The organism is Micromonospora sp. KC723, from assembly GCF_004348595.1.
Lineage (GTDB): Bacteria > Actinomycetota > Actinomycetes > Mycobacteriales > Micromonosporaceae > Micromonospora.
This window is the reverse complement of sequence record NZ_SMKD01000064.1, coordinates 1-22,772: the sequence shown is the minus strand read 5'-3', so window position 1 is coordinate 22,772 and position 22,772 is coordinate 1. Positions and strand designations below refer to the sequence as shown.

Below are 22,772 nucleotides of genomic sequence, written 5' to 3'. Positions count from 1 at the left end.
GACGGTGTTCGGCGGGACAGCCACGCTTCCGGCGGGTAGGTTGCCGCCGGAGACCTTCATCGCCGGTACGCGACGACGCGGCCGGCCCGGCCCGCCCGGAGTAGCCTCAGTGACTTCACCCAGCACCACCCTGAGCCTGGTCGACACCGACCCCGCCGAACTCGCCGTCGACGCGATCGTGATCGGCCTGCACAGCCAGGCCGGCGAGCAGGCCGCCACCGGCCCCGCCGGCGCCCTGCTGCTGGCCAGCGGGGCGGAGAGCATCGCCGCCGCCTTCGACGGCAAGCTGACCGAGACGCTGGCGCTGCTCGGCGCCACCGGTGCTCCGGGCGAGGTGATCAAGCTGGCCGCGCTGGGCACCGTCACCGCCCCGGTCGTCGCCGCCGTCGGGCTGGGCCCGGAGCCGACCGGCGCCGCTCCCGCCCCGGAGACGCTGCGCCGGGCCGCCGGTGCGGTCGTCCGCGCGCTCGCCGGGGCGCCCCGGGTGGCGCTGACCCTGCCGCTGCCCGACGACGCCGACGCCCCGGCCGCGTTGCGCGCCGTCGCCGAGGGCGCGCTGCTCGGCGGGTACCGGTTCGCCGGCTACAAGACCGTTCCGCAGCCGACCCGCCGCGACCCGGTCGCCGAGGTGCTGATCGCCGTCCCGGACGCCGCCGACGCCACCGCCCGGGGCGAGATCGCGCGGGCCACCGCCGTGGCCGGCGCGGTCCGGACCAGCCGCGACTGGGTGAACACCGCACCGAACGAGCTGCGCCCACCGGCGTTCGCCGACGCGGTCGCCGAGGCCGCCCGAGCGGCCGGGCTCGGCGTCGAGGTGCTGGACGAGGTGGCGCTGCGCGCCGGCGGGTACGGCGGCATCATCGCCGTCGGTCAGGGCTCGGAGGCCCCGCCCCGGCTGGTCACGCTCACCTACACCCCGTCGGGCGGGGGCAACGGCAAGCGGGTGGCGCTGGTCGGCAAGGGCATCACCTTCGACACCGGCGGCATCTCGATCAAGCCGGCGCAGGGCATGTGGGAGATGAAGTCGGACATGGCCGGGGCCGCCGCGGTGGCCGCCGCGATGCTGGCCATCGCCGCCGTGCGGCCGTCGGTGGCGGTGACCGCGTACCTGCCGATGGCGGAGAACATGCCGTCGGGCACCAGCTACCGTCCCGGCGACGTGATCACCATGTACAACGGCAAGAAGGTGGAGGTGCTCAACACCGACGCCGAGGGCCGGATGATCCTCGCCGACGCGATGGCCCGGGCCTGCGAGGACGGCACCGACTACCTCTTCGAGACCTCCACCCTGACCGGTGGCCAGGTCGTCGCGCTGGGCAAGCGGGTCGCCGGGGTGATGGGCACCCCGGAGCTGTGCGAGCGGGTCAGGGCCGTCGGTGACGCCGTCGGCGAGCCGGCCTGGCCGATGCCGCTGCCGGACGACGTCCGCAAGGGCATGGACTCGGACGTCGCGGACATCTCCCAGGTCAACGCCGGCATGGACCGGGCTGGTCACATGCTCCAGGGTGGGGTGTTCCTGCGCGAGTTCGTCACCGAGGAGGTGGCGTGGGCGCACATCGACATCGCCGGCCCGAGCTACCACTCGGGTGAGGCGACCGGGTACTGGACCAAGGGCGGCACCGGCGTCCCGGTCCGTACCCTGGTGCAGCTCGTCGAGGACGTCGCCGCCAACGGCTGACGGGCCTGTGCCGTACGACGACGGGGCGCCGCGTGTGCGAGCGCCCCGTCGGCGTCCGTCCCGGGCCGTTCGGGGCCACGGTTCGCACGACTCCGGCGGGTCGCGGCGTCGGTGCGCCCGGACACCCGAGCTGCCGCATCCCGAGCGCGCCGGGCGCCGTCAGTAGAGCTCCGGGCGGCGCTTGCGGCGTTCGTTGTAGTCGCGCATGCGTTGCGGGTAGCCCATCAGGCGGACGTCGTAGACCGGGATGGCGAGGCGGCGGGCGAAGCGTCTGGCGCCTTCCGGGCCCTCGATCCGGCGGCGGGTCCACTCCCCGTCGTCGGCGATCAGGATGACGGTGGTCTCGGTGACCGTGGTCCGTGGCTCGATGTACGCCTCGACCCCGCGCCGGGTCCGGACGAAGTTTTCGAGGTGATCGAGGTCGGCCCGGTCGGCGGGACGGTCGCCGCGGTCACCGACCGGCTTCCTGCGTCGTCGGAACAGCCCCACGCGACTCCTTCTCCTCCCCCGAGTGTCATCGAAGACGATGCCAAGCGTACGTGCCGGCGACGTGTCGTTGGGCACCTCACTACGCGCGCGCGGTGCGGTGGTGACAAGATGACCGAGGTGGGGTGTGCCTGTTACTCCGCCGTAACCCCCGAGCAGTGACGCGAACTGGGAGTTGGATGTGAGCGAGCCGAACGACGCAACCTTCGACATCGTCATCCTCGGAGGTGGCAGCGGCGGCTACGCCACGGCGCTGCGTGCCGCCCAGCTGGACCTCTCCGTCGCGCTGATCGAGAAGGGCAAGCTCGGCGGCACCTGCCTGCACAACGGCTGCATCCCCACCAAGGCTCTGCTGCACGCCGCGGAGATCGCCGACCAGACCCGCGAGTCGGAGCAGTTCGGCGTCAAGGCCGAGCTGGTTGGCATCGACATGGCCGGGGTCAACTCGTACAAGGACGGCGTGGTCTCCCGGCTGTACAAGGGCCTGCAGGGGATGCTCAAGGGCAACAAGGCGATCACCGTCGTCGAGGGGCACGGCAAGCTGGTCGCGCCGAACACCGTCGAGGTCGACGGCAAGCGGTACACCGGCCGCAACGTCGTGCTGGCCTCCGGTTCGTACGCGAAGACCCTGCCCGGCCTGGAGGTCGACGGCGAGCGGATCATCACCAGCGACCACGCCCTGACCCTGGACCGCGTCCCGTCCTCGGCGATCGTGCTCGGCGGCGGCGTGATCGGCGTCGAGTTCGCCAGCGTGTGGAAGTCCTTCGGGGTGGACGTGACCATCGTGGAGGCGCTGCCCCGGCTGGTCGCCGCCGAGGACGAGGAGTCGTCGAAGGCGCTGGAGCGGGCCTTCCGCAAGCGGAAGATCAACTTCAAGGTCGGCAAGCCGTTCGAGAAGGTCGAGAAGACCGACAGCGGCGTCCGGCTGACCATCGCCGGCGGCGAGTCCGTCGAGGCCGAACTGCTGCTGGTCGCGGTCGGTCGCGGCCCCAACACCACCGGCCTCGGGTACGAGGAGCAGGGCGTCCGGATGGACCGCGGCTACGTGCTGACCGACGAGCGGCTGCGCACCAGCGTGCCGAACGTCTACGCTGTCGGCGACATCGTGCCCGGTCTCCAGCTCGCCCACCGCGGCTTCCAGCAGGGCATCTTCGTCGCCGAGGAGATCGCCGGGCAGAACCCGGCCGTGATCGACGAGGTTGGCATTCCGCGGGTCACCTACTCCGACCCGGAGCTGGCGTCGGTCGGCCTGACCGAGGCGAAGGCCAAGGAGCAGTACGGGGCCGACAAGGTCAAGACCTACAACTACAACCTGGGTGGCAACGGCAAGAGCCAGATCCTCAAGACGGCCGGCTTCGTGAAGCTGGTCCGGGTGGCCGACGGTCCGGTCGTCGGCGTGCACATGGTGGGCGCCCGGGTCGGCGAGATGATCGGCGAAGCCCAGCTCATCTACAACTGGGAGGCCTACCCGGCCGAGGTGGCGCAGCTCGTGCACGCCCACCCGACGCAGAACGAGGCCCTGGGCGAGGCGCACCTGGCCCTGGCCGGCAAGCCGCTGCACGCGCACGCCTGATCGAGAATTGCTTCCGCGGCGTCCGGCGGCAGACGGGCGTGATCGCACCAGGGGAACGAAGGAGTCTGTGAACATGCCGGTATCGGTCACCATGCCTCGGCTCGGCGAGAGCGTCACCGAGGGCACCGTCACCCGCTGGCTCAAGCAGGAGGGCGACACCGTCGAGGTCGACGAGCCGCTGCTCGAGGTGTCGACCGACAAGGTCGACACCGAGATCCCGTCGCCCGCGGCGGGCGTGCTGAGCCGGATCGTGGTCGGCGAGGACGAGACCGCCGAGGTGGGCAGCGAGCTGGCTGTCATCGCGGGCGAGGGCGAGCAGGCCGGTGGCGGCGAGCCCGCTCCGGCCCAGGAGACCGCGCCGGCCGCCGAGCCGACGGCCGCCGCCGGGGGCACCGGCCCGGAGCCGGAGCAGCCGGCCCAGGCCGAGCAGCCGACCCAGGCCGCCGAGCCGCAGGGTCAGCCGGCCCCGGCGGGCGAGGGCACCCCGGTGAAGATGCCGGCGCTGGGAGAGAGCGTCACCGAGGGTACGGTCACCCGCTGGCTCAAGCAGGTCGGCGACACCGTCGAGGTGGACGAGCCGCTGCTGGAGGTCTCCACCGACAAGGTCGACACGGAGATCCCGTCCCCGGTGGCCGGCACCCTGCTGGAGATCAGGGTCGCCGAGGACGAGACCGCCGAGGTCGGTGCCGACCTGGCGATCGTCGGTGCGGCCGGGGCGGCCCCGAAGCCCGAGGCGAAGCCGGAGCCGAAGCCCGCACCCAAGGCCGAGGCGAAGCCGGAGCCGAAGCCCAAGGCCGAGGCGAAGCCGGAACCGAAGGTCGAGGAGCCGACCCCGGGCATGTCGTACAACGAGCCCGCCGCGGAGGCCGAGGTCGCGCAGCAGCCCACCCGGGCCGAGCAGGCGGCGCAGCCGGCCGCCCCGCAGCGGCAGACCGCCCCCGCACAGGGTGGCGGCGAGGATGCCGCCGGGTACGTGACCCCGCTGGTACGCAAGCTCGCCGGCGAGCACGGCGTCGACCTCGCCACGCTCACCGGCACCGGCGTGGGTGGCCGGATCCGCAAGCAGGACGTGCTGGACGCGGCGGAGAAGGCCAAGGCGAAGAAGGCCGCACCGGCGGCGGCGCCGCAGCCGGTAGCGGCGGCCCCGGCCGCCAAGCCGGCGGCGAAGCCGCAGCCGAGCGCGAAGCGCGGCACCACCGAGAAGCTGCCGCGGATCCGGGCGACCATCGCCAAGCGGATGCAGCAGTCGCTGCACGAGATGGCGCAGCTGACCACGGTGGTCGAGGTGGACGTCACCCGGATCGCCAAGCTGCGGGCGCAGGCCAAGGACGCCTTCCAGGCCCGGCACGGCGTCAAGCTGTCGTTCCTGCCGTTCTTCGCCCTCGCCGCGATCGAGGCGTTGCAGGCGTACCCGGTGGTCAACGCCAGCATGGACCTCGACGCCGGGACGATCACCTACCCGGACGCCGAGCACCTGGGCATCGCGGTGGACACCGAGCGGGGCCTGATGGTGCCGGTCATCCACGGTGCCGGCGACCTGAACCTGGGTGGCATCGCGAAGCGGATCGCCGACCTCGCCGAGCGCACCCGCACCAACAAGATCAGCCCGGATGAGCTGGCCGGGGCGACCTTCACGCTGACCAACACCGGCAGCCGGGGTGCCCTGTTCGACACCCCGATCGTGCCGTCGCCGCAGTCGGCGATGCTCGGCACGGGGGCCGTGGTCAAGCGCCCGGTCGTGGTGAACGACCCGGAGCTGGGCGAGGTGATCGCGGTCCGCTCGATGGTGTACCTGGCCCTCTCGTACGACCACCGGCTGATCGACGGCGCCGACGCGGCCCGCTTCCTGGCCGCCGTCAAGGAGCGGTTGGAGGCCGGTCACTTCGAGGCCGAGCTGGGTCTGTGAGGTAACGCACCGCAAGGGGCGCGCGGCGGGTCGCGCGCCCCTTGCGCGTCCACGTCTCATCCCACACCACTTGGTGATCATGCCCACCGCCGATTGAGCGCGCCGGTCACGGCGAAAGGGCGGGCCGATGCGCCGATGCGGCAGGAAGCCCCAGGGAGGGTCGGCGGGCGAGACGGCTTGACTCGACGATGATGATCTTCTTAACTGGAGATGTCATCTCACAGCGCCGGTTGGTGGTGGAGCGCGCTGGTCAACCCCGGGCCACACGGGGCCGCCCAGCCATGCTTGTGCATCCAGTTGCTCGGTTGGCTGCCCCCCTGGTCCTGACCCGAAAGGGACCACCATGTGCGACGCCACCACGTCTGAATCTGCTGCCCCGGGGCAACCCGATCAGCCGCAGTACGACCCAACCGACTGGACCCCTGTCATCGAGCGTGCGTTCTTCGCGCGCCTGGTACAGCTGGTGACATCGGGTGCCGACACCGCCTGGGCTCAGCCCGTCGACGAGCTGGTGCGACACCGCCTGGCAGCCGTCGAGACGCGGATCGAGGGCTTGGTCGCCAACACGATGGACGCGGCCAACGCCCGGTTCGCCGCGCTGGCCGTGGCGGCCTACGACGTCCTGCAGCCGGTGTGCGGGTCGACCAGGGCAGCGACGATCGTGGAGGACTGCCTCAACAGCCCGCTGCGCGAGGACCTCCTCGCTGGCACCCGCGGCATGCTCGACCACGCCGAGGATCCCTTCGCCGCCCTGGTCGCCGCCAGCAAGCAACGCGAGCAGTCCTACTTCGGCCCGTCGTTCAACTTCCAGCGACCCGTCGACGATAACGACACCTATGTGCTGGACGTACGCCGCTGCTTCTTCCACGAGGTTCTGCTCGCGGCCGACCGTGGCGAGCTGCAACCGATCCTGTGCCGATTCGATCTCAACTGGGCCGATGCCATCGAGCCCTCGCGGCACCGGCTGAGGTTCGTGCGGCCGGTGACCTTCGCCACCGGCACCACCTGCCGCATGCTGTTCACCCGTGAAGAACACCTGCCCGGGCTGGTCACCACACCCACCAATGCGGCCGGCACGTCGTAGGCACCAGCCGGCAGGGTGAACCTGCTGTTCAGGCGACCGCAGGCGAACACTGCCCGCAGCAGTGCCCCTGCGCAGGATAGACAACCTGGCGGCGGCACCGCCCCTCGATCGCCCGCGCCTGAGCCGGCCGCCCCCGCTCGGCAAGATCACCTCTGGTGACATGAGGTGGTCAGCAGCGCGCGGATCTCGTCGGCCTCGGGGTCGCCGAGCTCGTCGAAGACCGCCAGCGCCTCCCGCCAGCAGGACCGGGCCGCGTCGGTGTCGCCCCGCCTAACCAGGGACCGGCCCAGCGCCAGCAGGGTCCGCGCCCGGCCGTGCGCGTTGCCGGTCGACACGTGTAGTTGTGCCGCCTCCCGGAAGCGCCGGATCGCCCGCTCGTCGTCGCCCAGTTCGGCGTGGGCCTCGCCCAGGTTGGCGATGCAGATGGCCTCCGCGTACCGGTCGCCGGTGTCGCGCACAGCGGTGAGTGCCTCCTCGTGGCGGGCGACGGCCTTCTCCGGCTCGCCCAGCAGCGCGTGGCACTGTGCCATGTTCTGCAACGCCACCCCCTCGCCCCACCGGTTGCCCTGGAGCCGGTGCTCGTCGCGGGCCAGGGCGAACGTGGCGAGCGCGTGGTCGGGCCGGCCCGCCTCGGCGTGGGCGACGGCGAGGCTGTTCAGGGTGGTCGGCCGCCAGTCGCGGTAGCCGATCGCCTCCTGCACCCGCAGCGACTCCTGGTACAACTCGATCGCCTCCGGGTAGCGCCGGCTCTCACAGAGCGCGGTGGCCATGCTCATGAGCAGCGCCCCCTCGGCCCGCCGGTCACCGAGAGACCGCGTGGCGGCCAGCCCGATCCCGCCAGCCGCCAACCAGTCCTCGCGCCGCTTGGCGATGTACCAGTACGCCGACGCGGCGAGCGCGACCTGCCACGCGTGCCCGGGCAGCCCGCTGGCCACCGCGGCCCGCACCACCGGTACGAGACTGGACCGCTCGGCCTCGCACCAGCTCAGGGCGTCGACGTAGCTGTCGAAGGACAGCGGCTCGACCAGGGGCGGCGGCGCCGGGGGGAAGCGGGGCCGGTGCGGCTGGAGCATCCGCTCGGCAGCGGCGACCGTGTGCAGGTACCAGTCGAGGACCCGGCGCAGCGCGAGCCGGCGCTCCTCGGCGTGCTCCGGCGCGCCGGCCAGCTCCGTGGCGTACGCGCCGACCAGGTCGTGGAACTGGTAGCGGTCCGGCCCGGTACGGTGCAGGAGGCTGGCCCGGGTCAGCTCGCCGGCCAACTCCCGGGCGCGCGGCACATCGATGCCGGCGAGCGCCGCCACGGCGGGAGTCCCCACGCCCTGGCCGGGGTGCAGGGCCAGCCGCCGGAACAGCCCGGCCGCCGGCGGCGACAGGGACCGGTACGACCAGGAGAAGACGGTGCGCAGGTTGGTGTCGGGGCCGTCGGAGGCGGCGAAGGCGTCGAGGCGGCGGCCCTGGCGCAGCTCGTCCACCAGCTCGCCGAGGGGATGGTCGGGCAGTTCGAGGGCCCGGGCGGCAACGATGCGGATGGCCAGCGGCACGTGGCCGCAGTAGTCGGCGAGCGCCTCCCGCTCGGCGGGGTGGGACCCGTTCAGGCAGCCGGCGACCAGGTCCGCCGACTCGGCCGGGCGCAACGGGGCCAGGCCCAGCGGCACCGCCTGCTCGCGTACGACCAGGCCGAGGAGCCGGCGTCGGCTGGTCACCACGACCAGGCCGGCGACGTTGCCCGGCAGCAGCGGCCGGACCTGCGCGGCGTCGTAGGCGTTGTCGAGCACGATCAGCATCCGGCGGCCGTCGGTGAGGCTGCGCAGCCGGGCGGCCTGGGAGTCGGCGGACGGCGGTATGGCGGACGGCGGCACGCCGAGTGAGAGCAGCAGCCGGGGCAGCGCCTCGGCCGGTGTCATCGGGGTGTCGCTGGGGCTGAACCCGCGCAGGTCGAGGTAGAGCTGACCGTCTGCGAACGCGTCGCGCCGCCGGTGGCCCCAGTGCAGGGCGAGGGCGGTCTTGCCGATCCCACCCATTCCGTCGATCACGACGATCCGGGGCCGGCCGGAGCGCTGCCCGGCGTCGAGCTGCGCGTCGAGGGCCGCCAGCTCGGCCTGGCGGCCGACGAACCCGTCGGGCGAATGGGGCAGCTCGGCGGGGCGTACGGGCGGCTGGCCGGTGGCCGGCCGGGGGACGAGCGCCGGAGCCTCGACCACGGGCGGGATCGCCCGCGCCGTGCCGGCGGGCAGGGCGTCCAGCGCGGGGTCGCCGCGCAGGATCGCGGCCTGTAGGTCCCGCAACTCACCGGCGGGATCGAGGCCGAACTCGGCGACCAGCCGGGCGCGCAGGTCGGCGTACGCGCCCAGCGCCTCGCCCGTGCGGCCCTGGCGGTGCAGCACCAGCATGAGCTGGCCCACGAGGCGCTGCCGCAGGGGGTGCTCGGTCACCAGCTCGGTCAGCTCGTCCAGCGCCTCCCGGGAGCGGCCCAGCCGGACGAGGACATCCAGCCGGTCTTCGACGGCCGCCCACCTCGCCTCCCACAGGCCGCCGCAGAGCCGGTCCCGCGTCTGCGGCGGGGCCACGTCGTCCAGCGGATCGCCGCGCCACAGCGCGAGGGCCCGGTCGAACAGCTCGACGGAGCGCTCGTCGTCGGCCGCGCGCGCTCGGGCGACCAGGTCGGTGAAGCGGTGCACGTCGACCGAGAGCGGGTCCACCCGCAGCAGGTAGCCCGTTCCCCGGTACAGGATCTCGGCGAGCCCGTCGGCGCCGCGCAGGGCGGTGCGTAACCGGGAGACCAGCGCCTGGACGGTGCCCCGCGCGGAGGCCGGCGGGGTGGACCCCCAGACCAGGTCGATGAGCCGGTCCATCGGCACCGCGCGGTTGGGCTCCAGCAGCAGCACCGCCAGCACCAGGCGCTGCTGCCGGCGGGTGCCGAGGTCGAGCGGTACGCCCGCCGAGTACGCCTCGACCGGGCCGAGGATCCTGAACTCCACGGACCCACCTCCCCCGATCCGTCAGTATGGCCGATCGCCGGCAAGCGGACGGCAGGGGTGTGGCAAGCGCGCACGGTGATCCTTTGGGGACGGTTCCGCCCGCTACGAAGGAATGATCATGAGCACTCGACGCATCTCCGCCCGGGCCCTTGGCGTGCTGGGCATGTCCGCGATCGGCACGGCGCTGTCGCTGGTGGTGGCGGCGACTCCGGCGCAGGCCAGCACGAACATCGGCTGGCTCTACACCCAGAACGCCGCCGGCAAAGCCTTCTTCGACGCCGACGTGTCCGGCTGGGAAGGCGCGGAGGAGATCAAGGCCTGCGACGTCAAGACCGACGGCGCTGCGGTGTACGCCTGGCTGAGCGACGAGAACGACAGGATGCTGGAGTCGATCCGGGACACCAAGAACGACGGGAGCTGCACGAGCACGGCGACCAACATGATCGCCGACGAGAAGCCGGTGAAGCTTACCGTCTGCATCGACGACGGTACTTCCGTCCTCAAGAGCTGCGCCTCCGCCTGGGGACGCTCCTGACCCGGTCGCCCGACACGGGGGCTGGCGGCCGGACACCGGCCAGGTCAGCCGTGCGCCGTTAGGCCGGGGCCATCGCGTCGGGCGGATTCAGCGGTCGGCGGATTCGCCGATCGGCGAATCCGCGCCCGGCGCGATGTCCGCCGCCTGCTTCCGGTCGTAGCCCGTTCGAGCGTCAAACCGTCGACGTCCAGTGGGGCCTGCCCCGTGCAGGCAACGTTCACCACCCGGGCGGGCGCGGTGACGCACCGCGGATAAGGCGCGGGGCTTCCGCCACGGAGGCGGTCGATTTCCGCCCGGGCACCGCCGCCACGCTGGGAGAGTGAGCGGGTGGGCGGCGGGTGGTGGCGAACGCGGCTGGGGCCGGCCATCCCCCTCGCCCCCGGCGCCCGGGTGGACCGGTTCGAGATCTTCTTCGACCTGGTCTTCGTCTTCTCCTTCTTCATCATCGTCCGGGCCACCGCCCACGACATCAGCGGCCACACCCTGCTGCACAGCCTGCTCGTGCTGGCCGTGCTGTGGTGGATCTGGGTGGTCCACACCGTGGTGGCGACCCGGGTACGGCTCGGTGAGGGATTCGTTCCGGTGGTCATGGTCATCGACATGGCGGCCCTGTTCGCCTTCGTCCTGGCCGTGCCGCAGACCATCGAGACCCACTCGGCGGGGGTCGCCGGTCCGATCACCGTCGCGGTGAGCTACCTGGTCATCCGGGTCGTCCACCTCTGGTTGTACTGGCACGTCGTGCGGACCATGCCGGTGGAGAGCCGGCACCTGCTCCGGCTCACCCCGGAGCTGGTGATCAGCACCGCGCTGCTGGTCGCCGCCGCGCTCATCCCGGCGCACTCTGCCAGCCCGGAGGTCGGCGCGCTGATCCGCGACCTGCTCTGGGCCTCCGTGGTGCTCCTGCAGTACGGGACCGGCCTGATCGCCGGCAACCGGGGTGCCGGCGTGGTCTCCGCCGAGCACTGGACCGAGCGGTACGACCTCATCCTGATGATCGCCCTCGGCGATTCGGTGCTCTCCGTCGGCGTCGGCAGCAGCACCAGCCTGGACGGTCGACCGCCGACCTGGCCGGCGATCGTCGCGTCGAGCATCGGTGCCGTCCTGGCGGCGGCCCTGTGGTGGCTGCACTTCGACGTGATCGGGCCCGGCCGCCCGGATGACCTTGCACGCCACCCTCGGTCGGCCGCGGGTGGCGCTGGCGCGGGACGCGTACGCCTATCTCTTCCTGCCGATGATCTTCGGGCTGATCCTGTTCTCCCTCGGCGCGGAGGAGATGGTGACCTGGCTCGCCCAGCCGGACCGGCCGCTGGGCGAGGCGCTGCACGGTCCGGCCGTGCCGCTGCTCTTCGGCGGGGTGATCTGCTATCTGGTCGGCAACATGCTCTTCCAGCTCCGCGCCCTCGGCACCCTCACCTGGCTCCGGGTCGGCACGGTGGTGCTGCTCGCGCTGCTCGCGCTGCTCGTGCCGGTCGCCGTACGGCTGCCGGCGCTGGCCGCGCTCGTCCTGGTGACGGTGGTCTGTGTCGGTCTGGTCGCCGTGGAGGTGGTGACGATGGCGGACTCCCGTCGCGCGCTGCGAGGGGCGGTCTTCGCCGAACGGACCACCCACGAGGCGCGGGAGGCCGAGTGGCGCGCCCGCTGGCACGACGAGCCACCGGAGGCTGAGGGCGGCGCCCCGGTGGCCTGACCCGTGCGCCCCCGACCGGTGACCGTGGCCAGCCACCCCCACCTCATATGAGATCAACCCAGCCCAACACCGTCACTTGCCGCACCCGGAGTCGATCACCGACCACGCCGGGCACCGGGCGGACGCCAGGCAGATCGGCCGCCGGTTGCCCGGTCACCGGGCCCGGACACCCTCCGCGACGCCCTGGTAGTAGCGGATCTTGTCGCGGAGGTGGTCGTACTGGCGGCGGAGCAGGGCCATCTGCTCCTCGACCCGTTCGGCGTGCCGCTCCAGCAGTTCCTGCCGTTCCCGGGCGGTGTGCTCGCCCTCGCGGGCCAACTCGGCGTAGCGGCACATCTGGGCGATCGGCATGCCGGTGTCGCGCAGGCAGCGGAACAGTCCCAGCCAGCCCAGGTCGTCGTCGGTGAAGACCCGCCGCCCGCCGGAGGTGCGGCCCACCCCGCTGAGCAGGCCGATCTTCTCGTAGTAGCGCAGGGTGTCGAGGCTGAAGCCGCTGAGCCGGGCGGTCTCGGAGGGCGAGTATCCGATCATGCCGGCCAGCGTAGCGCTTGACCTGGAGCGCGCTCCAGGTTGGAAGGTAGGGTCATGACGACGACACGACGACTGGGACGCAGCGGCATCGAGGTCAGCGCGATCGGCATGGGGTGCTGGGCGATCGGCGGCCCGCTCTGGGCGGGCGACCAGCCGCTGGGCTGGGGCGAGGTCGACGACGACGAGTCGATCCGTACCATCCACCGGGCCCTCGACCTGGGCGCGACCCTCTTCGACACCTCCAGCAACTACGGCGCGGGGCACAGCGAACGGGTGCTCGGCCGCGCCCTGGCCGGCCGCCGTGACCGGGCGGTGATCGCCACCAAGTTCGGCTACCCCACCGACGAGACCACCCGCCAGGCCACCGGCGAGGACGCCAGCCCGGCGTACGCGCGACAGAGCCTGGAGGGCTCGCTGCGGCGGCTCGGCACCGACCACGTCGACCTGTACCAGCTGCACCTCAACGGGCTACCGGTGCCGCAGGCACTCGACCTGGTCGACACCCTGGAGGGCCTGGTCACCGAGGGCAAGATCCGGGCGTACGGCTGGAGCACCGACAACCCGGCCTCGGCGCGGGCGTTCGCGGCGGCGGGTCCGCACTGCGCGGCGATCCAGCACGACCAGTCGGTGCTCAGGGACAACGCCGAGATGTTCGCGGTCTGCGACGAGTTCGACCTGGCCAGCCTGAACCGAGGCCCCCTGGCGATGGGCCTGCTCACCGCGAAGTACCAGGGCACGCCGGCCGCGCGCGGCCGTGACGACGTGCGCGGGGTCGCCCCGGAGTGGCTGCCCTGGTTCACCGACGGGGTGCCCACCGGCGAGTGGGCCGAGCGGGTGGCCCGGGTCCGGGAGGTGCTCACCGCCGACGGCCGTACCCTCGCCCAGGGCGCGCTCGGCTGGTTGCTGGCGCGCAGCCCACGCACCCTGCCCATCCCCGGCTGCCGCACGGTGGCGCAGGCGGAGGAGAACATCGGCACCCTGGCGTACGGGCCACTGCCGGAGGCGACCTTCGCCGAGGTGGAGCGGCTCCTCGCCGACCTGCGTACCGCCCCGGCCAACGCCTGACAGTGCCCGCACCGGTGCCCCGTCGACCGTCCTGCCCGACGGTCGACGGGGCAGCCCGGCATCTTCCCGGCTGTCGGATGCCAGCTCGCCGACGACCCCCGTCGCGAGGCGCCCGTGGCCATGCCTCAGCCAGTCAGCTATCCAAGACCGCCGTTGCTCTGCAGAAGCTGGGCGTTGACCCACCCGCCCTCGGCAGAGCACAGGAACGTGACCAGATTCGCGCAGTCCTGCGGCACGCCGAGCCGTCCCAGCGGCGTGACCCGGACCAGATCCGCCTTCTGGTCCTCGGTCATCCACCCGGTGTCGGTCGGCCCGGGATTGATCACGTTGCAGGTCACTCCCAGGTGGGCCAGTTCGCGGGCGGCGGCCAGCGTGATCCGGTCCATCGCCCCCTTACTCGCGCCATAGGGAAGGTTCCCGGCGGTGTGGTCACTGGTCAGGCTCACGATCCGCCCGCTGCCGTGCCGCCCACGAAACCGCAGCCCGTGCTCCCGAATCAACAGCCACGTCGCCCGCGCATTGACTGCGAAGTGCCGGTCGAAGCTTTCCACCGTGGTGTCCAGCAGGCCGGAGTCGACCGACTCGCAGTGGCAGAGCACCAACGCGGTCACGTTTCCCAGCTCGCGCTCGACGTGGTCGAACAGCTGCGCCGGCACCGCCGGGTCGCTCAGGTCCGCCTCAACCGCAAGTGTTCTCGCCCCGAACGACGCCACCTTCTTCTGCAACTCTCCAGGCGCCCCCGGTTCCACACCCCACCGCATCCGCGCGTCATAGGCGGTCCAGTACGTGAAGGCCACGTCCCAGCCAGCCCTGGCCAGACCCAGCACCACGGACGCCGCGATTCCCGCCGAACGTCCCGCCCCCGTGACCAGGGCAAGCGGGCGCTCCGAATCTCGCACGTCCTGCCGATCTCCACTCATGATCCTTATCCTGGCGGGCTACCCCCTCGCACAGCACCTGACTTTCCGGGCCACGCGACGACCGCGCCAGCGCCCCTCCGGCCGTCCTGCCGACAGTCGACGGGGCACCGGCGGACCGGCTACTGGCCGAAGGTGCGGCGCAGATTCCCGTTGATGAGTTGGTTGATCCGTTTGCGTAGGTGTCCGAGCAGCGAGGGATCCGGCAACTGCTCGGCGACCAGTAGCTTCCAGTGCAGCAGGGTGCCCGCCCCGTCGTCGGGTGCCAGCTCGAAACGCACCCGGGCGTCCGGTCGTCTTGGCCACAGCGACGACCAGACGACCAGGTGCGGACACACGGCCTCGAGGATCTGCGGCCGTTGTTCGTCGTCGAGCAGCCGCAGCCAGGGACGCGCCGGGTCGCGGTCGGGCTGGGTGAGCGCCTCGAAGACGACGGCGGGCGGGGGCGGCTGGGTCCGCGCGCGGCTACCCGCTTCGATCACTGCTCAGCCTGCACAGGTCGGCGGAACCACCGTCACGATTTGCCCTCCCCCTGGGGCAACTCCTCGGCCACGAACACGCCGACACCATGCACGCCCTCGACCCACCCCTGCATCTGCAGGACGAGGATCGCCTGCCGCACCACGGTCTGCGAGACGTTGTGTTCCTCTTTGAGCTGCGCGGTCGACGGCAGCTTCTCCCCCGGCGCCAGCTCGCCCGACTCAATCCGTTCACGGAGGTGGTCGGCCAGCTGCGCCCACTTCGCTTTGGCGGGCATTCACACTCCCAGAGGTCGCCACCAGTGATCACGCCTCCTGCCCACGTGGAGGCTGCTCATGACGCCCGGCCCTCCTCCTCGGCTCGACAACGGCCACGACTTCCGCCTGTCCTTACCCGTGCGAGTCAGTCGGCCTGTCGGTGACAAAGACGCCAAGGCCGTGGACGCCTTCCACCAGCCCTTCGGCCTTCAGAACGATCATGGCGTGGACGACAACTCCCGCCGACACACCGTGCTGACTACGCAGCTGAGCTGTCGACGGCAACTTGTCGCCTGGCGCGAGTTCTCCGGACGCGATCTGCTCACGAATGAGATCCGCGAGCTGCGCCCACTTGGGTTTGGCGGGCATCTGCTCTCCCTGGTCTGCACCGCCATTTGATCACGCGGGCCTTCTACAGACAAGTAAGAGCTACTATGTCGTTGACTTCTACGAACTACTAAGTATAAGTTCGTCCTGACCGGCTCCCTGGTCTGCAACCACGAGCTGGTCGTTCCGAGGAACCACCCGGCCGACCACTCCCCCGGGCAGTCGGCCGGGTGTCCCCTGCCCGCGATCAGCTCTGCGCGCTCCGTGAACAGGCCCGGGGCGGGTGCCGGGCTCCGGCCGACCATGCGCACACGGCCGCCCCCGCCCGCCCCGGTGCCGCGAAGAAACGAGGAGGCGACGACGTGCGGTCAATGACCGACGAACCGGTGGACGCGATGGAGAAGGTGCTCGGGGAGCTGCCCGTGCCGTGGGTGGTCACGGTGGAGGACGTCAAGCTGGCGATCCGCGCACTGCTCGTACACCGAGCCGAGGACTGGCCCGCCGGCCCGCTGTGCGGAAGCGACCGGACCCCGTACCCGTGTCTGCTGCACCGCTGGGCACGGCGGGTGCTGCGCTCGCGCGGCCTGGCCGACGACGTGATCGACACGCTGGCGGAACGCGGCGGGACGCTGGCCGGCGTACCCGGCGGGTGGCGCTGATGCGGTGGCCGCGACGCAACGCGAAGCCGGTGCCGCTCGCGCCAAGGCACCGGCGGACCTGGCGGAACGGGCGGCGCTGGTGCTCGTGCGGGCTGCGCTGGACAACCTGCCCGGACCGGCACGCGCCCGTGCCCACCGAGCCACCCGCGCCGCCGCCACCGGCGAACAGCCGCTGGTGAGACGAGGTGACCCGGGCGAACCCGCAGGTGGGGCGGGCCGGATGGCTGACCCCGGCGCAGACCTGGCGGGCCAACGGCGGCCGGTGGTGAGCCCACCCCGGCCACACCTGCCGCTACGGCCGCTGTGGCTCTGCCGGGCCTGCGCTACGCCGTGGCCGTGCGCGTCCGCCCGGCTGGCGCTGCTCCGCGAGTACGCGCACGACCGGGTGGCGCTGCTGGTGCACCTGGGTGGCCTTCTGCACGACGCGGCCGGCGAGCTGCACCGGCTCAACCCGCACGACGGGCCCGAGCCCCAGCAACTTTTCAGGCGGTTTCTCGGCTGGGCGATGCCGTCGACCACGGATTCAAAGCCGGTAACCACGCATCGGGGAAGAGTGCGCCGTAAACAGCACGCAGGTGTTGACCTCGCGATCGACTCGGGCCGCCCCGCCGACGGGCAAGGACGTGGGGCGGGTCAAGGAGCATCCGAGCCGGTGGAGGGTGCGTAGCGACCCGATGAGACAGTGTCCGCCTCCGTCGCTGTTCGAGCGTCTTTGCCGGTTCGGCGTCGTGGGCCGGGTAGACGCATCTGTGTGAGTCGGAGCGAGGTTCTCCTCGAACGGGCCGCACGCGGCCCGACAAGCGGGTGGGTCACTCGGTCGCTGTCAGGCTCGCGGATCGCCTCTTGAAGTGAGCGGAGCGCTGGCCACCACTCGGGGCGCTGCTCCACCACCTCAACCAGGACTGGGCTCTGCTCCAGCATGTGCGCCGGCCACTGATACCAGGAGTGGGCGAACTGGAAGTCGGGCAGGAGCGCGGCTACCTGCAGCTCACACTCAAGGACGTCGGCGAGCAGTTCCGCGAGGGTCAACACCGCTGGCCGATCGGCATCGTGTGGTGCGGAGGGCTTCCCTTCGTAGAAATACGAGCGGAGCGCTGGATTCTCAAGCAGGCGGTCGTGCCACGAGCGAGACAAGCTGTTGATCTCCATTAGGGCGGCGGCCGAGCCGATACCGTTGTTGATACGGCTCTGTTTCGCCACCTCCCTGGTCTGTACGGCAGAGAAGCCCAGTGACACCGCGACCAGCGCTAGACCAGCGAGGCCGAGGACCGTCTCCTGCATGTCTGCCTACCCTTTCCGAGAATGGAGAGTCGTCCTCACGCTACGGCGGCGTCGCAACCACATACGGGGACCGCCCGTGTCGGCAGCGGCGCTACCGGCGTCCCGCACCGGGGATAGTGTTGACGATGCGAGTGCTGTAGCGGATGAAACCCGCCGCGCTTAAGCGCGCGCCTTGGCCAGAGGTGCCGCCGCACCTCCGCAGCGAACTGCGGCACGGCTCGGGTTGACGGTGACGCATCGCGCAGGTTGTAGCACCTTGTAGCACACGAGCAAACTGCACGCCATGGCCGAGCATGTTTCTCGAGAGATCACGCAGCGCGAGCTGCGGAATGACTCAGGCGCCATCATGCGCGGGGTGGAGCGCGGAGAGTCCTTCACCATCACCCGTAACGGCACGCCCATCGGCCGACTCATCCCGATCAGGCGACGCACCTTCGTGCCTCGGGCCGAGGTGATGGCGGCCTTCGCCACCGCGCCCGTTCTGGACGGATCGCGACTCCGCAGCGACCTCGACGCGGCGACGGACCAGGATCTCACCGACCGTGACTGGTGAAGCTCCTTTGCGGGGTTTGTTCGACACGAACATCGTCATCCATCTGGCCGCGCTGGATCCGGCGGAACTCCCTGACGAGATGGTGATCAGCGCCGTCACGCTGGCGGAACTCTCGGCGGGCCCGCATCACACGGACGACCCTGGCGAACGAGCACGCCGAATGAGCGTGCTCCAGCACGTGGAGGCGACGTTCGACCCGCTTCCGTTCGACGCGGAAGCGGCCCGCGCCTTCGGCCTCATCTCCGCCGCCGTGCTCGCGGCCGGACGCGGCACCCGTCGCCGCATCGCCGATCTGATGATCGTCTCCGTGGCCCACAGTAATGGCCTGCCACTCTACACCACCAATCCCGCCGACTTCAATGGGCTGGACCAACTAGCTGTTGCGGGGCTGGACGTTGGTGACGTGCACGGACGTGACCACCGGAGGCTATCGGTTGGTTCCTAGTAGTGCCTTGCTGAGGACTGCGCGGATGTGGTCTGGGTCGGCATCGTGGTCGTCGAGGAGGATTGCTGCACATAGCCCGTCGCAGAGTGCGACGAAGGCTTCAATGGCATCAGGGTCGTCCGTCTGTGTTTGGGCGAGTTCTGCGACGTTGTCGCGCCAGCTTCGCGCTGCGGGGCGTAGGGCGGGGCGGCGAGCCGCCAGGGTCGACAACTCACGTTCGGCGAGCGCGCGCTCACGGCCTGGTCCCGCTGATTCAGCGATGAGCCGGGCGAGCCCGTCGAGAGGGTCGCCCTCGGTATCGATGAGTTGGCGGATGCGGCGGGTGTACGCGTTGGTGACGCTGGTCAAGGCGGCGACCAGCAGGTCGTCGAGTGTGGCGAAGTAGTAGAGAGTCAGGCTGGTGGTGATCCCTGCCTCTTTGGCGACGGTCCGATGGGTCACGCCAGCGGCACCGTCGCGGCAGACGATCGTGAGCGTCGCCTCGATGATCTGGGCTCGGCGGCGTTGACCGCGCAGTTTGCGCCCATCGACCGTGTCTTGCTCGTCCGTCATTGTCCTCACCGATCATCGCTGCTCACGCGAGTTGAGGCTATCGGCTCCGTCCCAGGGTCGGCGTCGCCGATCGGGCGGATGTGGCGCAGCGTGCTGAAGCAAGCGACTGATGCTCCAACGATTGCGATACCCGCGGCGATCGCGGCGGTGTTGAGTCCGCTGGTGAACGCTTCCTGCGCGTGTCGGAGAGCCCCTACTGGCAGCTGGTCCGCCATGGATGTTGCGCCGGAAAGGCTGTCGCTGTAGGGCTCGGCCACGGATCGGGTCAGTCCGGGCCGAGCCTCGGCCGCCGTCCGGTAGATCGCCGTAGTGAGGCTTCCCAGGAGCGCGACCCCGGCCGCGATCCCGAGCTCTTGCACAGTCTCCGACAGTGCGGCGGCTGACCCGGATCTTTCCGATGGCGCCGCACCTACGACGATGTCGGTACCCAGTGCAGCGATGACTCCGAGGCCGAGATAGAGGAACGCGAATCCGGTGACCACACTCAGCTTGCTGTCGGTCCCCGCGAAGGCGAGGAAGGCATATCCGATGAGGGACAGCGCGAGGGCGGAGCCCATAACGCCCCCCGGCGGTATGCGAGTGGCGATCAGGGGCGCACCGATGCCCCCGATCAGCATGGCTAGTGCCGGTGGCCCCATCCACAGTCCGGCTGCCGTGGGCGAGAGGCCCTCGACGAGCTGCAGGTGCTGTGTGATCAGGAACATCATTCCGCCGAAACCGGCCAGGCCGATCAGCAAGACTGTCAGGGCGGCGGAGAAGGCCCGGTTGGTGAAGAGCCTCATGTCCAGCAGCGGCTCTTTCAAGCGCAGTTGGTGACGGACAAACGCGACCGCCGAGCCGCCACCGAAGAGACCAGCGGCCCATGCCTGGATGTCGATGCCGTGTGCGGCGACATGCTTGATCGCATAGATGGTCGGAAGCATCGCCGCCAGAGACAGGCCGACGCTCAACAAGTCGAGCCGACCGGCGTCGGTCCGAAACTCTGGCAGCAGCGTTGGTGCAGCAGCCAGCACGAACACGCTGATGGGTACCGCGATCAGGAAGGCTGCACCCCACCAGAGGCTGGCAGCCAGGACACCGCCTACGACCGGTCCGGCTGCCATTCCAAGCGCGAACATCGTGGCCCATGCACCGATCGCCAACGCCCGCTGCCGGGCGTCGGTGAACATGTTGCTGATCAGGGACAATGTGGACGGCATCAGCGTCGCTCCGGCCACTCCCAGCAGTGCCCGCGCCATGATCAGCCAGAGGGCGCTGGGGGCGAACGCCGCAAGAACCGAGGCCGCGCCGAATGCAGCCATGCCGATCATCAGCAGGCGACGGCGCCCGATCCGGTCGCCCAGCGTTCCCATGGTGATCAGGAACCCCGCTATGAGGAATCCGTAGGCGTCCATGATCCACAACGTCTCCGTTGCGGTGGGATGCAGGTCCGCGGCCAGGCTCGGAACGACGAGGTATAGCGCCGTTACATCGAGCCCCAACAACACGGTCGGCAACGCCAACACCGCGAAGCCGGCCCACTCCCGCCACCCAGCGCGTGACGACGGTTCCGTCCCCATCTCACCCTCCAGCCTAGTTGAACGTACGTACTAGTTGTACCATCGTTCCACATGAGATGTGAACGAGCCGGAACTGTGACTCACAGGAACGCACCCCTCAGCGTGGAGGGCAGACGACGGCTGGTGACGAGGTGCAGGACTCGGCCGATCACCCATGTCGCTGCGGAGATGGGGATCTCTCGGGCGTGCGCCTCAAAGTGGGTCAACCGGTGGCGCCGCTACGGCGAGGTAGGCCTCCAGGACCGGCCCTCGAGCCCACCCACCAGCCCGAACGCAACACCATCCGAGGTCATCGAACGGATCGAGACCTGGCGCAGGGACAACAAGTGGTCCGCCCAACGGATTACCGACGAGCTACGCGGCATCGGCATCAGCGTCCACCGCCGCACAGTCACCAGACACCTCGCCTGCCTTGGACTCGGACAGCACAAATTCATCGACCCCAACGGGGAGAACAACCGCAAGCCGGGCAAGATCACCGCCCGCTGACCCGGACACATGGCCCACCTGGACGTCAAGAAGGTCGGCCGGATCCCCGACGGTGGCGGCTCGCGCGTCCACGGCCGCGACAGCGACCAGGCCAAGGCCGCTGGCCGAGCAAAGTCAGCTGGCGCGAAGCGCGGCTATGTCTACCTGCACTCCATCGTCGACGGCTTCTCCCGGCTGGCCTACACCGAACCTCTGGCCGACGAGAAGGGCACCATCGCAGCCGCCTTCCTCGCACGGGCGAAGGTCTGGTTCGCCGCCCACGGAATCACCCACATCCACCGCGTCGTCACGGACAACGGCGCCTGCTACCGATCCGGCGACTTCGCGCGGGTGATCGGCAACCAGACCCGGCACCAAGAAATTAAGCCCTACACACCTCGGCACAACGGCAAGGTCGAGCGCTACCAGCGCATCCTGTCCGAAGAAATCCTCTACGCCCGCGAGTTCACCAGCGAGGACGCCCGGTCAGCCGCAATCGCGATATGGAACATCCACTACAAATACCACCGGCCGCACAGCAGCGCCGGCGGCCAGCCACCAGCCTCACGGCTTCATCGAGGTGTTACCAACGTCCGGCCCTCCTACAACTAGCCACCATCCGCTCAGTGCGCCGGCCCACCTGAACGACCCGCTGCTCGCAGCGAGTCAGTGATTTCGCCCAACGCATCCACTTCCAGGTCCGTACCTGAAGATATGAGCATGCGGATTCTCATGGCCGGCGCGTCCGGCTTCCTCGGCACCCGGTTGGTCGACCGCCTCACCGCCGACGGGCACCAGGTCGTCCGGCTGGTCCGGCGGCCACCACGCACCCCCGACGAACGGCAATGGGACCCGTCCGCCGCACAGCTCGACCCGGCCGTGGTGGCCGAGGCGGACGCGGTGATCAACCTGGCCGGCGCCGGCGTCGGCGACCGGCGCTGGAACGACGGGTACCGGCGGCTGATCCGGTCCAGCCGGGTCGACACCACCACCACGCTGGCGATCACCATCGCCGGGCTGACCGCCGCCGACCGGCCTGGCGTGCTGCTCAGCTCCAGCGCCGTCGGCTGGTACGGCAACACCGGCGACCGGGTGGTCGAGGAGGACGCCCCGGCGGGCGAGGGGTTCCTCGCCGACGTCTGCCGGGTCTGGGAGGCGGCCAGCCGCCCGGCCGAGGACGCCGGGGTACGGGTGGTGCGGCTGCGCACCGGCCTGCCGCTGCACCGCGACGGCGGGCTACTCAAGCCGCAACTGCTGCCGTTCCGGCTGGGCATCGCCGGGAAGCTGGGCAACGGCCGGCAGTGGCTGCCCTGGATCTCCCTGCGTGACTGGCTGGACGCCATGCTGTTCCTCCTGGCCCGTGACGACCTCGCCGGCCCGGTCAACGTGGTCGGCCCGAACCCGGTCACCAACGCCGAGTTCACCCGGGAGTTGGCCCGCCAGCTACGCCGCCCGGCGATCATGCCGATCCCCGCCCTGGCCCTCAAGGTCGTCCTCGGCGGTTTCGCCCACGAGGCCCTGACCAGCACCAGAGTCCTGCCCGCCGTGTTGGACAAGGCCGGTTTCGCCTGGACCCACCCCGACCTGCCGGGTGCCCTGCACGCCGCGCTCACCGAGTGAGCCGGGGCGACCGCACCGCCTGACCGCCCGGGTGGGCTCCCGTGTCTGCCCGGGGCGGGCGGATGCGGTTGGTAACGTCCGCTCCGTGCCGACCTCCCCGCCCCGGGCCGCCGACCGGCCTCCCGCCGACC

At 70.9% G+C, this 22,772-nt stretch carries 21 protein-coding genes and 3 pseudogenes; 14 read left to right on the top strand and 10 right to left on the bottom strand.

What is annotated here, in order from left to right; translation table 11 throughout:
- Positions 1-109 precede the first annotated feature (109 nt).
- The gene (locus E1165_RS16140) at positions 110-1,678 is read left to right on the top strand and encodes a leucyl aminopeptidase (RefSeq protein ID WP_132392280.1); all 1,569 of its coding nucleotides are present in this window, start codon (positions 110-112) and stop codon (positions 1,676-1,678) included.
- A 159-nt stretch (positions 1,679-1,837) separates the two neighbouring features.
- Here the strand turns inward: E1165_RS16140 and E1165_RS16135 are convergent, their stop codons facing one another.
- Positions 1,838-2,167, bottom strand: coding sequence for a hypothetical protein (locus E1165_RS16135; RefSeq protein WP_132392278.1), 330 nt, complete (start codon positions 2,165-2,167; stop codon positions 1,838-1,840).
- A gap of 178 nt (positions 2,168-2,345) precedes the next feature.
- Between E1165_RS16135 and lpdA the strand changes: the two genes are divergently transcribed.
- The 3 genes from lpdA to E1165_RS16120 all read left to right on the top strand — a co-directional run bounded on the left by lpdA (position 2,346) and on the right by E1165_RS16120 (position 6,727).
- The gene (gene lpdA, locus E1165_RS16130) at positions 2,346-3,737 is read left to right on the top strand and encodes a dihydrolipoyl dehydrogenase (RefSeq protein WP_132392276.1); all 1,392 of its coding nucleotides are present in this window, start codon (positions 2,346-2,348) and stop codon (positions 3,735-3,737) included.
- A 73-nt stretch (positions 3,738-3,810) separates the two neighbouring features.
- A complete protein-coding gene (gene sucB / locus E1165_RS16125) occupies positions 3,811-5,643 on the top strand; it encodes a 2-oxoglutarate dehydrogenase, E2 component, dihydrolipoamide succinyltransferase (protein WP_132392274.1) in 1,833 nt (610 codons plus the stop codon).
- 343 nt (positions 5,644-5,986) lie between these two features.
- A complete protein-coding gene (locus tag E1165_RS16120) occupies positions 5,987-6,727 on the top strand; it encodes an L-2-amino-thiazoline-4-carboxylic acid hydrolase (protein ID WP_132392272.1) in 741 nt (246 codons plus the stop codon).
- A gap of 146 nt (positions 6,728-6,873) precedes the next feature.
- On the opposite strand, the gene E1165_RS16115 is transcribed toward E1165_RS16120, so the two are convergent.
- Positions 6,874-9,705 (bottom strand): BTAD domain-containing putative transcriptional regulator, encoded by a 2,832-nt coding sequence (locus tag E1165_RS16115; protein ID WP_132392270.1) that lies wholly within the window; start codon positions 9,703-9,705, stop codon positions 6,874-6,876.
- 118 nt (positions 9,706-9,823) lie between these two features.
- Between E1165_RS16115 and E1165_RS16110 the strand changes: the two genes are divergently transcribed.
- From E1165_RS16110 to E1165_RS30385, 3 genes and pseudogenes are all read left to right on the top strand, one after another.
- The gene (locus E1165_RS16110; protein ID WP_132268189.1) at positions 9,824-10,240 is read left to right on the top strand and encodes a hypothetical protein; all 417 of its coding nucleotides are present in this window, start codon (positions 9,824-9,826) and stop codon (positions 10,238-10,240) included.
- Positions 10,241-10,567: 327 nt separating this feature from the next.
- A pseudogene (locus tag E1165_RS30390) lies at positions 10,568-11,323 on the top strand (low temperature requirement protein A); the annotation flags it as partial.
- 73 nt (positions 11,324-11,396) lie between these two features.
- Positions 11,397-11,927, top strand: a complete 531-nt coding sequence (locus E1165_RS30385; protein ID WP_256370678.1) for a low temperature requirement protein A — start codon at positions 11,397-11,399, stop codon at positions 11,925-11,927.
- 153 nt (positions 11,928-12,080) lie between these two features.
- On the opposite strand, the gene E1165_RS16100 is transcribed toward E1165_RS30385, so the two are convergent.
- Complete coding sequence (locus E1165_RS16100; RefSeq protein ID WP_132392268.1) at positions 12,081-12,458, bottom strand: MerR family transcriptional regulator; 378 nt, start codon at positions 12,456-12,458, stop codon at positions 12,081-12,083.
- Between the two features lie 54 nt (positions 12,459-12,512).
- Between E1165_RS16100 and E1165_RS16095 the strand changes: the two genes are divergently transcribed.
- On the top strand, positions 12,513-13,523 hold the full coding sequence (locus tag E1165_RS16095; protein WP_132392266.1) for an aldo/keto reductase: 1,011 nt from the start codon (positions 12,513-12,515) through the stop codon (positions 13,521-13,523).
- 137 nt (positions 13,524-13,660) lie between these two features.
- Here E1165_RS16095 and E1165_RS16090 read toward each other — a convergent pair whose 3' ends face one another.
- From E1165_RS16090 to E1165_RS16075, 4 genes are all read right to left on the bottom strand, one after another.
- Positions 13,661-14,443, bottom strand: coding sequence for an SDR family oxidoreductase (locus E1165_RS16090; protein WP_132392264.1), 783 nt, complete (start codon positions 14,441-14,443; stop codon positions 13,661-13,663).
- 119 nt (positions 14,444-14,562) lie between these two features.
- On the bottom strand, positions 14,563-14,922 hold the full coding sequence (locus E1165_RS16085; RefSeq protein ID WP_132392262.1) for an SRPBCC domain-containing protein: 360 nt from the start codon (positions 14,920-14,922) through the stop codon (positions 14,563-14,565).
- 32 nt (positions 14,923-14,954) lie between these two features.
- On the bottom strand, positions 14,955-15,197 hold the full coding sequence (locus E1165_RS16080) for a GntR family transcriptional regulator (RefSeq protein WP_132392260.1): 243 nt from the start codon (positions 15,195-15,197) through the stop codon (positions 14,955-14,957).
- Between the two features lie 112 nt (positions 15,198-15,309).
- Positions 15,310-15,546, bottom strand: coding sequence for a winged helix-turn-helix domain-containing protein (locus tag E1165_RS16075; protein ID WP_132392258.1), 237 nt, complete (start codon positions 15,544-15,546; stop codon positions 15,310-15,312).
- 329 nt (positions 15,547-15,875) lie between these two features.
- Here E1165_RS16075 and E1165_RS16070 point away from each other — a divergent pair, with 329 nt between their 5' ends.
- Positions 15,876-16,163, top strand: a complete 288-nt coding sequence (locus E1165_RS16070) for a hypothetical protein (protein WP_132392256.1) — start codon at positions 15,876-15,878, stop codon at positions 16,161-16,163.
- Between the two features lie 262 nt (positions 16,164-16,425).
- Positions 16,426-16,665, top strand: a pseudogene (locus tag E1165_RS30775) (hypothetical protein); the annotation flags it as partial.
- Positions 16,666-16,796: 131 nt separating this feature from the next.
- Here E1165_RS30775 and E1165_RS16060 read toward each other — a convergent pair.
- Positions 16,797-17,444 (bottom strand): hypothetical protein, encoded by a 648-nt coding sequence (locus E1165_RS16060; protein ID WP_132392254.1) that lies wholly within the window; start codon positions 17,442-17,444, stop codon positions 16,797-16,799.
- A 283-nt stretch (positions 17,445-17,727) separates the two neighbouring features.
- Here E1165_RS16060 and E1165_RS16055 point away from each other — a divergent pair, with 283 nt between their 5' ends.
- Positions 17,728-17,997 (top strand): type II toxin-antitoxin system Phd/YefM family antitoxin, encoded by a 270-nt coding sequence (locus tag E1165_RS16055; protein ID WP_132392252.1) that lies wholly within the window; start codon positions 17,728-17,730, stop codon positions 17,995-17,997.
- Positions 17,998-18,013: 16 nt separating this feature from the next.
- Complete coding sequence (locus E1165_RS16050; protein WP_243704805.1) at positions 18,014-18,442, top strand: type II toxin-antitoxin system VapC family toxin; 429 nt, start codon at positions 18,014-18,016, stop codon at positions 18,440-18,442.
- Here E1165_RS16050 and E1165_RS16045 read toward each other — a convergent pair.
- Together E1165_RS16045 and E1165_RS16040 are read right to left on the bottom strand one after the other, a co-directional pair.
- Positions 18,425-18,994 carry a TetR/AcrR family transcriptional regulator gene (locus E1165_RS16045; protein ID WP_132392248.1) on the bottom strand — a complete coding sequence of 190 codons (570 nt, stop codon included), beginning with the start codon at positions 18,992-18,994 and terminating at the stop codon, positions 18,425-18,427. The two genes, E1165_RS16050 and E1165_RS16045, sit on opposite strands and share 18 nt — an antisense overlap.
- A gap of 5 nt (positions 18,995-18,999) precedes the next feature.
- Positions 19,000-20,481 (bottom strand): MFS transporter, encoded by a 1,482-nt coding sequence (locus E1165_RS16040; protein ID WP_243704807.1) that lies wholly within the window; start codon positions 20,479-20,481, stop codon positions 19,000-19,002.
- 147 nt (positions 20,482-20,628) lie between these two features.
- On the opposite strand from E1165_RS16040, the pseudogene E1165_RS16035 reads away from it, so the two are divergent.
- A pseudogene (locus tag E1165_RS16035) lies at positions 20,629-21,633 on the top strand (IS481 family transposase).
- 108 nt (positions 21,634-21,741) lie between these two features.
- Positions 21,742-22,641 carry a TIGR01777 family oxidoreductase gene (locus E1165_RS16030; protein ID WP_132392244.1) on the top strand — a complete coding sequence of 300 codons (900 nt, stop codon included), beginning with the start codon at positions 21,742-21,744 and terminating at the stop codon, positions 22,639-22,641.
- Positions 22,642-22,772 lie beyond the last annotated feature (131 nt).

Coding starts and splice junctions, on each gene's coding strand:
- E1165_RS16075 (WP_132392258.1), bottom strand. CDS start 15,546: ATGCCCGCCAAACCCAAGTGGGCGCAGCTCGCGGATCTCATTCGTGAG.
- sucB (WP_132392274.1), top strand. CDS start 3,811: ATGCCGGTATCGGTCACCATGCCTCGGCTCGGCGAGAGCGTCACCGAG.
- E1165_RS30385 (WP_256370678.1), top strand. CDS start 11,397: ATGACCTTGCACGCCACCCTCGGTCGGCCGCGGGTGGCGCTGGCGCGG.
- E1165_RS16070 (WP_132392256.1), top strand. CDS start 15,876: ATGACCGACGAACCGGTGGACGCGATGGAGAAGGTGCTCGGGGAGCTG.
- E1165_RS16100 (WP_132392268.1), bottom strand. CDS start 12,458: ATGATCGGATACTCGCCCTCCGAGACCGCCCGGCTCAGCGGCTTCAGC.
- E1165_RS16030 (WP_132392244.1), top strand. CDS start 21,742: ATGCGGATTCTCATGGCCGGCGCGTCCGGCTTCCTCGGCACCCGGTTG.
- E1165_RS16095 (WP_132392266.1), top strand. CDS start 12,513: ATGACGACGACACGACGACTGGGACGCAGCGGCATCGAGGTCAGCGCG.
- E1165_RS16110 (WP_132268189.1), top strand. CDS start 9,824: ATGAGCACTCGACGCATCTCCGCCCGGGCCCTTGGCGTGCTGGGCATG.
- E1165_RS16120 (WP_132392272.1), top strand. CDS start 5,987: ATGTGCGACGCCACCACGTCTGAATCTGCTGCCCCGGGGCAACCCGAT.
- E1165_RS16055 (WP_132392252.1), top strand. CDS start 17,728: ATGGCCGAGCATGTTTCTCGAGAGATCACGCAGCGCGAGCTGCGGAAT.
- E1165_RS16045 (WP_132392248.1), bottom strand. CDS start 18,994: ATGACGGACGAGCAAGACACGGTCGATGGGCGCAAACTGCGCGGTCAA.
- E1165_RS16060 (WP_132392254.1), bottom strand. CDS start 17,444: ATGCAGGAGACGGTCCTCGGCCTCGCTGGTCTAGCGCTGGTCGCGGTG.
- E1165_RS16080 (WP_132392260.1), bottom strand. CDS start 15,197: ATGCCCGCCAAAGCGAAGTGGGCGCAGCTGGCCGACCACCTCCGTGAA.
- E1165_RS16090 (WP_132392264.1), bottom strand. CDS start 14,443: ATGAGTGGAGATCGGCAGGACGTGCGAGATTCGGAGCGCCCGCTTGCC.